General features: G+C 69.9%; 10 protein-coding genes and 1 pseudogene. 5 read left to right on the forward strand and 6 right to left on the reverse strand.

The window, feature by feature from the left end:
- Positions 1 to 169 precede the first annotated feature (169 nt).
- The 3 genes and pseudogenes from OG403_RS31710 (at position 170) to OG403_RS31720 (ending at position 4830) form a co-directional block, all read left to right on the forward strand.
- Positions 170 to 2689 carry a collagenase gene (locus OG403_RS31710; RefSeq protein ID WP_329570477.1) on the forward strand — a complete coding sequence of 840 codons (2520 nt, stop codon included), beginning with the start codon at positions 170 to 172 and terminating at the stop codon, positions 2687 to 2689.
- A 238-nt stretch (positions 2690 to 2927) separates the two neighbouring features.
- Positions 2928 to 3674 (forward strand): annotated as a pseudogene (locus tag OG403_RS31715) (IS110 family transposase); the annotation flags it as partial.
- 289 nt (positions 3675 to 3963) lie between these two features.
- Positions 3964 to 4830, forward strand: a complete 867-nt coding sequence (locus OG403_RS31720) for an SAM-dependent methyltransferase (RefSeq protein ID WP_329570481.1) — start codon at positions 3964 to 3966, stop codon at positions 4828 to 4830.
- A 194-nt stretch (positions 4831 to 5024) separates the two neighbouring features.
- Here OG403_RS31720 and OG403_RS31725 read toward each other — a convergent pair whose 3' ends face one another.
- The 5 genes from OG403_RS31725 to OG403_RS31745 all read right to left on the reverse strand — a co-directional run bounded on the left by OG403_RS31725 (position 5025) and on the right by OG403_RS31745 (position 8523).
- Positions 5025 to 5318: a DUF1214 domain-containing protein gene (locus OG403_RS31725; protein WP_329570483.1), complete on the reverse strand. Its 294-nt coding sequence runs from the start codon at positions 5316 to 5318 to the stop codon at positions 5025 to 5027.
- Positions 5319 to 5340: 22 nt separating this feature from the next.
- Complete coding sequence (locus OG403_RS31730) at positions 5341 to 6864, reverse strand: serine/threonine-protein kinase (protein ID WP_329570485.1); 1524 nt, start codon at positions 6862 to 6864, stop codon at positions 5341 to 5343.
- A gap of 217 nt (positions 6865 to 7081) precedes the next feature.
- Positions 7082 to 7336 (reverse strand): hypothetical protein, encoded by a 255-nt coding sequence (locus OG403_RS31735; protein ID WP_329570487.1) that lies wholly within the window; start codon positions 7334 to 7336, stop codon positions 7082 to 7084.
- Between the two features lie 173 nt (positions 7337 to 7509).
- Positions 7510 to 7956: a nitroreductase family deazaflavin-dependent oxidoreductase gene (locus OG403_RS31740; RefSeq protein WP_329570488.1), complete on the reverse strand. Its 447-nt coding sequence runs from the start codon at positions 7954 to 7956 to the stop codon at positions 7510 to 7512.
- A 63-nt stretch (positions 7957 to 8019) separates the two neighbouring features.
- Positions 8020 to 8523, reverse strand: a complete 504-nt coding sequence (locus tag OG403_RS31745; protein ID WP_329570490.1) for an NUDIX domain-containing protein — start codon at positions 8521 to 8523, stop codon at positions 8020 to 8022.
- A 227-nt stretch (positions 8524 to 8750) separates the two neighbouring features.
- Here OG403_RS31745 and OG403_RS31750 point away from each other — a divergent pair, with 227 nt between their 5' ends.
- On the forward strand, positions 8751 to 10136 hold the full coding sequence (locus OG403_RS31750; protein ID WP_329570492.1) for a uracil-xanthine permease family protein: 1386 nt from the start codon (positions 8751 to 8753) through the stop codon (positions 10134 to 10136).
- A gap of 38 nt (positions 10137 to 10174) precedes the next feature.
- Here the strand turns inward: OG403_RS31750 and OG403_RS31755 are convergent, their stop codons facing one another.
- Positions 10175 to 11116, reverse strand: coding sequence for a hypothetical protein (locus OG403_RS31755; RefSeq protein WP_329570494.1), 942 nt, complete (start codon positions 11114 to 11116; stop codon positions 10175 to 10177).
- Positions 11117 to 12034: 918 nt separating this feature from the next.
- Here OG403_RS31755 and OG403_RS31760 point away from each other — a divergent pair.
- Entirely contained in the window at positions 12035 to 12250 is a 216-nt protein-coding gene (locus OG403_RS31760) for an MbtH family protein (protein ID WP_329570496.1), read from the forward strand.
- Positions 12251 to 12297: the final 47 nt, after the last annotated feature.

Raw genomic sequence — 12297 nt, forward strand, 5'->3', positions numbered from 1 at the left:
CCGTCTGGACCGTTGCGGGCCGGTTCGCAGCCAAGGGCGCGATCGAGATAAGACATATAACATGTCACATCTTATTGATTTGCCGTATGCCGCGTGAGACCGTGCCTGACAACGCCTCCACGCTCTATATCCGAGGCGCATCCACTGGTTCCCCCACCAAGGAGTGATGATGCGTCAGCTATTTCGGCTGCCCAGAATCGTGGCTGTGCTCGCCGCCGCGAGTACGGCCGTCGCCGGGTTCGCCGCCACCCCGAGTTTCGCCGCCCCCACGGTGAAAACCGGTCAGCAGGTCACCCAAGCCGCTGCCAACCGGGGCATACCCCCGACCGGCAGCACCCTCGGCGCGAACACCGACGCCGCAACCCAGGCCCAGCGCCTCGCGCCCGCCCAACTCCCGCCGCGCTCCCCGCGGTCCGCCGCCCCCAAGGCGCCCGCACCCAAGCCCGCCGCGTCCCGGGCCGGCGCCGCAGCCGCCGTCACCTCCTGCACTCCGGCCGACTTCAGCAGCCGCACCGGCTCTGCCCTGGTCAGCTTCATCGAGGGCTCGAGCCAGGACTGCATCAGCTCGCTCTTCCTCACCAGCGGCAGCGACGCCGCCGGGGTGTTCAAGGAGAGCCAGATGCTGGCCGTGGCGAGTGGCTACCAGAGCGCCGCCTCCTCCTACACCGGCGACAACTCCACTGGCAGCTACCAGTTGGAGTACTTCCTGCAGGCCGGCTACTACGTCCAGTACTACGACCCCACCGATGTCGGCCCCTACGACGCCTCGCTCACCGGCGCGGTGCAGGCCGGCCTCGATGCCCTCGTCGCCAGCCCGCACTTCACCGACGTCAGCGACGGCAACGGCCAGGTCGGCGGCGAGGCGATGATCCTCAGCGACAGCGCCAACCTGCAGGCCCGCTACATCAACACGTACAAGCAGGTGCTGAACGGCTACAACAGCTCGTACGACTCCTCCTGGTACATGGTGAACTTCGTCAACTCCGTGTACACCCCGATCTTCCGCGGCCATCAGAACCCGGCCTACGTCGCCGCGGTCACCGCCGACCCGAGCCTGATCACCACGCTGGACAGCTTCGCGCTGAACCACAAGGACCTGTTGGGCACCAGCAACTCCTTCCTGGCGTCCAACGCCGGCCTGGAGGCCGCCCGGTTCATCGAGCACCCGGCCCTGATAGCCACCGTCCGTCCGCTGATCAAGGGCCTGATGGACATCTCCTCGATCACCGGCCCGACCTCCGCGCTCTGGGTCGGCGTCGCCGGCATGGCCGCCTACTACGACCCGACCAACTGCTCCGACTACGGCGTCTGCAACCTGCCGCAGCAGCTCAAAGCCGCGGCGCTGCCGATCAGTTACACCTGCGACTCGACCCACAGCATCCTTGCCCAGAGCCTGACCGCGGCCGACCTGTCCGCCGTCTGCACCAGCCTGGAGAACGAGGACGGCTTCGTCCACAACCTGGTCAAGGACAACGGCCCGATCCCCGGCCAGTACGAGAGCTCGCTGCAGATGGTGGTCTTCGCCTCCCCGCAGGACTACCAGACCTACGCGGGCGGGATCTACGGCGTGAGCACCAACAACGGCGGCATCACCCTGGTCGGCGACCCGACCAACCCCACCAACCAGCCGATCTCGCTCACCTACCAGAACGGCAACGACGGCTTCACCGCCGGCATCTGGAACCTCAACCACGAATACACCCACGCCCTGGACGGCCGCTACGACCTGAAGGGCAACTTCACGCAGCAGACCGTCGTCCCGGACGTGTGGTGGATCGAGGGCGTGGCCGAATACGTCTCGTACACCTACCGGAACGTGACCGACACCGGCGCGGTGGCCGAGGCCCCGAAGCACACCTACGCGCTCAGCACGCTCTTCCAGAACACCTACCAGAACAGTGACCAGACCCGCACCTACCCGTGGGGCTACCTGGCCGTCCGATACATGGTCGAGAAGCACCCGGACGTGATCCAGAACATGCTCAGCCACTTCCGCACCGGTGACTACACCGGCGGCTACGCGGTCTACAACTCCATCGGCACCGCCTACGACGCCGACTTCAACACCTGGCTGGACGCCTGCGCCGCCGGCGCCTGCGTGGTGGGCGGCACCCCGACCGCCGCCTTCACGGCCGCCCCCTCTGCCCAGACCGTCCAGTTCACCGACCAGTCCACCGAGGCCGGCACCGGCAGCATCTCCTCCTGGGCCTGGAACTTCGGCGACGGCACCAGCTCCACCGGCCAAAACCCGTCGCACACCTACACTGCGGCCGGCACCTACACCGTCAGCCTCACCGTGACCGACACCAACGGCAAGACCAACAGCATCACCCAGTCCGTGACCGTCAGCAGCCTCACCGCCTGCACCGCCACCGACACCCGGGTGCTGGACCAGGACTGCTTCCGCGCCAACCAGTCCGCGACCGCCGGCAACCTGGACTACTACTACATCTACCTGCCGGCCGGCACCACCACCCTGAAGATCAACAGCACCACCGGCACCGGCACCGCCTACCTGCTCTACAACCCCAACACCTGGGCCACCCCGAGCGCCTACACCAACGGCTCGACCAACAACGGCACCACCGACCAGAGCCTGACCGTCACCAACACCACCGCCGGCTACCGCTACATCAGCCTCTACGCCCAGACCACGTTCAGCGGCGTCACCATCTCCACCCAGTACTGACAGTGATGACGGACGTGATGACGCTGCCGGCGGGTCTGACCCGTGTACTGACTGACGTTTCGACTGTCCTGTTGTGGATTTGTCGGCCCGTCGGCGGCGTCATCACGCACGCGGTCGGACGGGCGTTCGTGACTTCATAGGAGCTCATAGGAGCCTGGCCAGAGGCCCCGTCACTGTCTTGTCCACCCGCCCGACCGGCGCGTGCCGCCCTCGGCTCGGACAAGCGGCAAGGACGGGCATGACCAGCATGACGCACCACGGCCCGGAGATCACCGACGGAGTCGACACTCACGGCCTGACCCACCACGCGGCGGTGATCGACCAGCTTGGCCGGCATCTCGCCGATCGGGAGTTCCCGGCCACGGTCAGCGGCTACCGGGACCTGCTGGACTGGATGCGCTCGCACGGCACCCTGACAGCGGTCGGAGTGGAGGGCACCGGCGCCTACGGCGCCGAACTCGCCCGGGTACTGACCGCCGCCGGGGTCACAGTCGTCGACGTCGACCGCCCGGACCGCAAGACCCGCCGGTTGCGAGGCAAGGCCGACCCGATCGACGCCTACGGCGCCGCCACGGCGGTGGCCTCCGGACGGGCCACAGGCATCCCGAAGAGCCGTGACGGCCTGGTCGAGGCCGTGCGTGTGCTACGGGTCGTCCGCCGCAGCGGTGTCAGGGCCCGCACTCAGGCGATGAATCAGATCCGCAGCCTGCCCAGCAACCTGCACACCGCAGCGGCGGGGAACATCCCCGTGGGTGCGGGGAGCAGCCTGGCCACCTCACCCGGCGGGTACGCCTCCAGGGGGCAAGCCCGTGCAGGTGGGGGATGGCGCGGTGTCACCCAGGCGGTGAAGGTCGGCGGCCGCTCGGGGGAGAGCCTCGGCTGCGGGCTGCTCGCGATGCGGCCGGGCTTGCGGACCCGGCTGTGCCAGCGGCTGCGACGGCATAGCGGACGCAAGGGCGAGCGTCGCAGCCTGTCCGAGCGCGACTGCAACGGGCTACCGCTCCACCGGGACCGGTCTCTCTCGCCTTCCCACTGCCGCCACCTTGAAGGGCCGAGGTCGGCAACGGTGATCGGTGGCTTGAATGATCCCCACGTCCGGGAAGGCGGTCTTGCCGTGGGCACGGAGGCGTCACAGGCTTGGCGTCGCGAACAGCCGTGAGCGCGAGCGTGCCCGCAACTCCCATGCCGGGTAAGGCTGGCGACGCGCTGACGTCGTTCCAGAAGCCCAGGTCCACGATGGACCAGAGGCCGTCGACTCCCGGAAGGGGCGCACCGTGCCGCAAGAGACCACCCCCGAACTCAAGGTCACCGCCGAAGAGGTGGGCGACTGGTACGACCAGTTCGGCGAGATCTATCACCAGACTCTCGGTGAGAGTGTGCACTGCGGTCTGTGGTTCCCCCCGGACGAGCCCCACCCCGGCAGCCTGGACCTGGTCGACCTGTCCTCGCAGGCCCAGGACCGGTACACCGACTACCTCATCAGGACCCTCAACCCGCAGGCCGGCCACCACGTCCTGGACATCGGCTGCGGCACCGGGCGCTCGGCCCTGCGCCTGACCGAACAGCGCGGCGCCAAGGTGACGGGCGTGGCCGTCAGCAAGGCCCAGATCGAGCGTGCCAACCAGCTCGCGCGCAGCCACGGCCTCACCGACCGGCTCGTCTTCGAGCACGCCGACGCCATGCGACTCCCGTACCCGGACGAAACCTTCGACAGCGCCTGGGCGGTGGAGAGCATCTGTCACATGGACCGGGCGAAGGCCCTGAACGAGGCCTGGCGGGTGCTGCGCCCCGGCGGGGACCTCCTGGTCCTGGAGTCGGTTCTGACCGAGGAACTCACCGAGGCCGAGACCGCCGTGTTCGACGGGATGCTGGCCTCCAACCTGCCGCTGCGGCTGCCGGAGTTCTTCGCGCTGGTCGACCAGGCCGGCTTCCGGACACTGGAGCTCAAGGACCTGTCGGCGAACCTGGCGATGACCATGAACGTGATGGAACTCGTCTGCCACGACCGGCGGGAGGACTTCATCCAGCGCTTCGGAGCGGAGTTCACCGAGACGGTGCTCGCCGGCCTGCCACGGGCACGCACCATCGTCGCGCGCAAGACCCGCTTCTTCCTCCTGCTGCTGCGCAAGCCGCTCGCGTAGCGCGTCGCCCCTGCGCGCGGTCCCCGAGCCGGTCACTGAACCCTTCCGCGCGGCAAGGTACGGAGTAAGGACTTGCGTGCAGGGCACCCTCGTCCTGCGCCGCACACCCTGACGGCGTCGCCGTTGCTTCTGGACAGTACTGCGCCCCGCCGGATGCGAGGATCCGGCGGGGCGCAGTACTGTTCCGGTCCTGGCTACTCGCCGCTCGACGGGGGCAGCGGAGTCAGGGTCGGCGGGGCCCAGATGGGGTCGGTCTGGGGCACGTACTGGCGCAGGGTGAGGGAGAACTCGCCGCGGCGGGGGATCGGGAGCCAGTTGGGCGAGGGGTTCTCGGGGTCGGGGTTGGGGCTGGGGTCGCCGTACTGGACGGCGATGTCGTAGGAGCCGTCCAGGTTGGGATTCAGGGGGGTCTGCTGACCCGGGGGGATCTGCAGGACCTGGGGTTCGGTGCTCAGGTCGAGCCAGGCGATGGAGTAGAGGGTGTCCATGTTGATCACGGTCCGACGCGCTCTAACGGCTGTACTGCTCCAAGGCGGCATCCAGTGCCACGCGCTGAGTCTCCGTCATCGGGCCCAGGACGCAGACCGGATAGAGCCTCGTCCTGGACGGCGGCGTCGACGATCCGAGATACTCCCTCGTGCGCCTCCCCGGTCCGTTCTGCGGCGGGTAGGGCCACCCGGCCGGCCGCAGGTCTGCCAGTGACGCAGAGAATTCCGTGAGTTGGACGTGGATCCCGGTGAAGGCGTGCGGCCCGGCTCCCTCGATCTCGCGGACCGTGACCCGCTTGATCTGGTCCCGGCGGAATTCGCGTCGTCCCTCGGAGGTCACGGTTCGGATGGCGCGCGGGCCCACATGGAGTGACCAGGGCTCCCGGCTCGCCAGTGAGCGTTCGGTCCGGGCGTGCTGACGGGCTATGGCGATGCCGTTGAACGCGAACAGGAGCGCCAGGAAGAGCGCGGCTGGCCCGATCGACACGGCGGCGTCCCAGCCACTGTTCATGGGCGGCGACGGCAGGTAGTACAGCCCGACACCCAGCAGCAGGCCACCACCGCCCGCGCAGGCCGCCGCCGTGATGGCTGAGGCCCTCGGGGACGCCCCCTTCCGGGGAACCGTGTGGCTGTAGTCCGCCAGCGGCTCCTGACCGGTCCACTGCGCCTCGAACTCGTGGACATCCGAAGGCTTTTCCTCTCTTCTGGCTCCCGCCGGATCCAGCACGGTCCTGGGGTGCGTGTCGGGTTCCACGAGCATGGCGCGGGCTTCGGCGATGGTGGGTCGTCGTGCCGGATCGCCGTTGAGCAGGGCGTCGAGGAGGGGACCCAGGCGGCCCGCTTGCTCGGGCGGGCGAGGCGCCTGACGGAGGGAGGCGAATGGGTCGGTATCGGGGAAGGGGCGCACGCCCTCGACTGCTTCGTACAGGGTCACGCCGAGAGAGAAGAGGTCACCCGAAGCGCTGCTGGGCGCGCCGAGCCAGCGCTCGGGCGCCGTGTAGCCGGGGGTGCCGAACACGGCCCCCGTCGAGGTGAGCCGGGGGTCGCGGGGGTCGACGGCAATGCCGAAGTCCGCCAGAAGGATCTCGCCGTCCCGGCCGAGCAGGACATTCGCGGGCTTCACGTCGCGGTGGATGATGCCCGCCTCGTGCGCGGCCTCCAGGCCGTTCAGGAGGCTGCGGGCCAGGGCCTCGGCCTCGGCCGGGGTGAGCCGCTCCCTGGCCTTCAGCGTCTCGGCGAGCGAGGTGCCCTCGACCAGTTGCATGACGATCCAGGGTGAACCGTCGACGTCGAAGATGTCGTGTACCGTCACGATGTTCCGGTGGTGCCGCAGCCGGGCCGCATTGCGCGCCTCGCGCTCGGCTCGGACCAGGTAGTTTGCCCGCTCGTCCGCAGCGAGCTGGTTCGGTATCCGTAACTCCTTGACCGCGACCTGGACCCGCAGAGCCTCGTCCTCTGCCCTCCAGACCCGGCCGAAGCCTCCTGCCCCGAGGGAGTCGATCAGCCGGTACCTGCCGCCGATCACCTGCCCGGCCTGCGCTTCCATTCAGCCACCCGCCAGTCGTGCCGGATTGATCGCGACGGAATTTTACCGCCGCATCGATCCACCAGACCGGCCGCGCAGCCGATTTGCGACCACCCGGTGCGGAATTCGAGCTTGATTCGCATGTCGCCGGGCTGACAGGCGGCGAGGTGGTCCGCCCGGCTGTCCCGCGCGTACCGAGCCCAGCAGTAGGTCGTGCCGGTTCATGAGGTTCTGGCAGCTATCTCGTCTCCCGCAGGTCGGCGAGGCGTGGATCCTCGAGGATCTGCCGCATCGCCACGCGGGGGAGCCCCAGATGACCCGCCGCATGGATCTCGTCGCCGGCCCAGCAGAATGCCGCGCGGATCTCCGACTCCCAGGCTCCCGGGTCGCGTTCGCGCTGCGCGGCGAGTTCCGCCACGCGGGCGTCCTGGGCGGCGAGCGCTTCGTCGACGAGCTGCTCGCGTAGGGTCGGGCGCTCCCGCGCGGTCTTCACGGACCACCAGTAGGGCTGGTCATCCTCGGGTTGCGTGTCCTCGTAGACGGCAGCCAGTCCCAGCAGCTCGATCGGGGGCCGCCGCCCTCACGGAGTGGGAAGTCGGCCCCGCCGACCTCCCGTTCCGGTACCCCAGGGCCAGGCACTGCCTGGGCGATCCGATCCAACAGAGGTCAGTTGGTGCCAGCTGTCGGCTCCAACACGAAGACGGGGATCACCCGGTCCGTCATCGTCCGGTACTCGGCGTAGTCCGGCCAGACCTCGACCGCGCGGGACCACCACAGCTCCCGCTCCGCGCCCTCGACCTGGCGGGCCGTCATCTCCCGCCGCACGGTGCCGTCCTGGAACTCGACCTGCGGGTGCGCGACCAGGTTGTGGTACCAGGTGGGATGCTTGGGTGCGCCGCCCTGCGAGGCCACCACGGCGTACGCTCCCTGGTGCTCCACCCGTATCAGCGGGGTCTTGCGGAGCTTGCCGCTCTTGGCCCCGAGGCTGGTGAGGATGACAACGGGCGCGCCCTCCAGGGTCGTTCCCTCGGTGCCCCCGGAACTCTCGTACAGTGCGACCTGGTCGCTCACGAACTGGTCCGGGCTGGGCTGGTATTCGCCACTGAGAGGCATGCTGTTCTCGTCCCACTGGGGAGGGCCCAAGGTGGCTGACTCGGTGTCAACTGGCTCGGGCCCTCAATCGGATCTGCCGCCTCCATGATCCACCACCAGGGTCCGTGGGTTGAAGTCCTGGTCCCAGCCGTGGGTGGAGAAGCCCCGCCCGCCGGACAGGTAGGCGCTGAGGGCGGCGTGGGAGGTCGGGAACATCGGCAGCGGCAACCGGGTCTGCGGCGACCAGGCGACGGTGAGGTGCTTGTCCGGCTCGGTGTTCGTCAACTCGCCCTGCCAGGCGGTGGCGAGGAAGACGGACAGCAGGAAGGGGCCCTTGCCGTCCCAGCCTTGCCGGACCTGGACCGTGTGCGCCAGGCGCAGGTCCGCTGGTTCGACGACCAGAGCGGTCTCCTCCCGCAGCTCGCGGGCCGCGGCCTCGTCGAGGCGTTCGCCGACCTCGACCTTGCCGCCGGGGATGGTCCAGGCCGGCGTCGTGCTCCAGCCGTTCGCCGCGTAGTGGATCGTGGCGATACTCGCCTCCTCGCGGTTGTGGGCGATCACGGCAACGGCCTGTCGCAGGCTCTCCACAGCAGGACCTCCAAGAGCGTTCGTCGGACGGGGAGTTCACGGGGCTGGGGCGGGTCGGCGCGGCAACTCGAGCACCCTGCGGGCGTAGCCGAGGATCTCACGGTCGCGGCACGGGTGAAGGCGGGTCCACCTGTCCGGCGGCGGGGTTTTTGCGTCGGCGCGTGTCCGTGTGGTCGGCTGATGTTCCGATCTGCCCGAGTGGGCACTGCCGACGAGGAGAGTGGCCCATGGCGGGCTTCGGCTGGAAGCTGCACGGTGACGGCAGGAGCCCCGCGCCCGGTGCGGTGGTCAAGCCGGACGAGCGGCTGAGCTGGGGGCGCACCATCGGGCTCGGCGCTCAGCACGTGGTGGCGATGTTCGGTGCGACCTTCGTGGCACCGGTCCTGATGGGGCTCAATCCCAACCTGGCCGTGATGGTCTCCGGTGTCGCGACCATCTTCTTCCTGCTGGTGACCGGCGGGCGGATCCCCAGCTACCTCGGCAGCAGCCTCTCGTTCGTCGGTGTGGCCGCCGTGATCAAGGCCCAGGGCGGTGACGCCGCGACACTCACCGGCGCCATGCTGGTGGTCGGGGCGGTGCTCGTGGCCTGCGGCGCGGCGGTCAGGGCGGCGGGCGCGCGGGTGATCCACGCCGTGCTGCCGCCGGTCGTGACCGGCGCGGTGGTGATGCTGATCGGCTTCAACCTGGCACCGGTCACCGCCGGGACGTACTGGCCGCAGGACCAGTGGACGGCACTGCTCACCATGCTGTTCACCGGCTTCGCCCTGGTGGTGCTGCGCGGCTTCTGGTCGCGGATCGCGATCTTCCTGGGCCTGGTCTTCGGGTACCTGATCTCCTGGGTCTTCGACCGGGTCTTCGGGAAGATCCACGCCGTCAACGGGGCCGGCGCGGTGACGGACCACTGGCGGCTCGACCTCTCCGGCGTGAGCAGGGCCCAGTGGCTCGGCCTGCCCACCCTGCACGCCCCGAGCTTCTCCGCCGCCGCCGTGCTGGTGGCACTGCCCGTCGTGGTCGCGCTGATCGCCGAGAACGCCGGACACGTCAAGGCGGTGGGCGAGATGACGGGTGACCCACTGGACGACCGGATGGGCGTGGCGATCATGGCGGACGGCGCCGCCACCATGATCTCCACCAGCGTCGGCGGCCCGGCCACCACCACCTACGCCGAGAACATCGGTGTGATGGCCGCGACCCGGGTCTACTCCACCGCCGCGTACTGGTGCGCCGCCGGTTTCGCGATCCTCTTCGGCCTCTGCCCGAAGTTCGGCGCGGTGGTCGCCGCGATCCCGGGCGGCGTGCTGGGCGGGATCACCGTCGTCCTGTACGGCATGATCGGCCTGCTCGGCGCCCAGATCTGGGTGCACAACCGGGTGGACCTGACCAACCCGCTCCACCTCGTCCCCGTGGCGTCCGGTCTCATCATCGGCATCGGCAACGTGTCCCTGAAGTTCACCGCCGACTTCTCGCTCAGCGGCATCGCCCTGGGCACCCTGGTCATCCTGATCGGCTACCACGTGCTGCGCCTGATGGCCCCGGCCTATATGAAGCAGCAGCAGTCGCCGCTGCTGGATGCGGGAACCAGCGAGTACGACAGCGGTAGCTCGGACCGCTGACCGCTGACCGCTGACCGCGGCCCAGCGCCAGGGCTGGGTCAGCCGCAGTGGCTCCAGCCGCTGGTCCAGGAGGTGCCGCGGTAGGAGCCGCCCCAGGTCACGCAGATGTGCGGGGCGTGCTCGGTGACCGGGCCGGCGTAGTCGGCGAAGTTGCCCGGGTTGCTCGTCGAGGCCCCGCCCTGGGCGGCCAGGGTGGCGTTCATGGGGACAGCGCCGCTCGGGTGGGCCACGAGCGTGACCGCACAGTCGACGCCGGTGGCGTTGTCGTACAGCAGGTAGATGGTGGCGTCGCCGAGGCTGTGCGAGTCGATGACGCCGTACCCGCTGCCGCAGACCTGGCCGGGGGTGTACGGGTTGGCGGCGGCCGGGGGCTGCGTCGGCGTTGGCGGCGGCGATCCCTTGGCGGTCGGGCCGGCGCCGGGGGTCTGCGCGGGGGCGGCCGGGGCCGTTGGCGCGGTGCTCGCCGCGGGGCCGCCCGGCGCCGGGGCGGCCGGTGGGGTGGTGGACCCGGTCGGGCGGGTCGGCTGGGTGGCGGTCGACCGGCCGGGGATGGCTGACGAGGGGGCGCCGGGTCCGGCGCTCGCACCGGCTGACGGAGGAGCACTGGGGCCGGCGCTCGGGGCGGCTGACGAGGGAGCGCCGGGTGCGGCGCTCGCACCGGCCGATGGCGAGGCGCTGTCGCCGGAATCACCGGCCGGCGCCGCGGTATCGCGCAGACCCGACACGCCGTCGAGACCGACTCCCGTGGCGGCGGAACTGTGGCCGGGCTTCGGCCCCGAACCGGTGACCGCGACCGCGCCGACAACGATGCCGCCCACAGCCGCCGCGGCCGCGACGCAGGCTGCCGCCCTGCGGACCTGCCGGCGCCGCCGGGACGACTGCTGGTAACTCTCGGCCAGAGCCGCCCAGTCAGGTTCGGCGGTCGCCGCCTGCGTCGGTGTGCCGCTCCAGAGCGGTCCTGGCCCCCGTGTGTCCGTCATGGGCCGACATCCTAGGACACCTGTCCTACCTGCGCGGTGGCAGGTGGACACCGGACGCAGCGTCACCGCGCGGGGCCCCCGGGGGAGATCCGGGCACCGGCGGTCAGCGGCCGCTGGCCGGCGGCGGTGGCTGCCCCAATGGGCTGTCCGTAGCACTTTGTTGGCCGATGATCACGGATCGATGTAACCAATCATCAGGTTCGACGCGTCCCTGGTAGTTGAGCGGTGCGAGAGCCGCCGCCCCGCCCCTCCTCGAGGCGGGCCCCGCCCAGCGACGGAGTGTGAGACCTTGCCCCAGCAGGCCCCTTTCCGACCTGTCCGACGGCCCCGGGTCGGAGCGCCGACCGAGCCCGCTGTATCCGCACCTGCCTGGAGACCCTCGGCCGGAACGCCACGCTGAGGACCGCCCCGGGCCACGACGACGTCACCGGCGTCGGCTCGGCAGCCGCGGACTTCGCACCCTCATTCGTCCGGCACTGACCCCGCGCCCCGAGGCGCCCCGGGGCCATTGGTGCGTGCCCGCTGCCCGCTGCCCGGTATTCGGCTGGATATCCCGGGAATGCCCGGGAGTTATCGTGGGGGTTCTCGTCCGGGAGTTCTCCGGGAGCCGCGCCCGGCGCGGCTGTTCCATGATCATTCGTGCGTTGACAGTTTCGCCACCGAGCTCCTAGGTTGAAAGCGCCGCACAGCCGCAGACGTAGCGTCAAATGGGGGACCGCTGCCAGGCCGTGGGCATCCGATACGGGGGATGTGCCGAGTGAGTGCCGTGCGCATTGCGCAGGCCGGCTCCGTCCGGTTCCACAGACCGTTCCCACCGCTGAACGCACTGCTGAGCGCGCGGCACTTCCGCGTCTTCGGCACAAGCCGGTCGGTGACCGCTGCCGCATGCCCGCCAGCAGAAATCGAAAAGGTGAAGCCATGGCCAATCCATTTGAGAACGACGACGCCCAGTACTGCGTTCTGGTCAACGACGAGGGACAGCACTCGCTCTGGCCTGCGGCGATCGAGGTGCCGGCCGGCTGGGTGGCGCGGTTCGGCCCGTCGCCGCGCGAGGCGTGCCTCGCCCATGTCGAGGAGAACTGGACCGACATGCGCCCGCTCAGCCTGGTCCGCGAGATGGATGCGTTGTCCTGACGGGCGCGCTCTCCCGACCGCTGTCCTCTGACCGCCGTCTCCCGACC

Origin of the sequence: Kitasatospora sp. NBC_01266 (assembly GCF_036242395.1) — a bacterium.
Taxonomy (GTDB): domain Bacteria; phylum Actinomycetota; class Actinomycetes; order Streptomycetales; family Streptomycetaceae; genus Kitasatospora.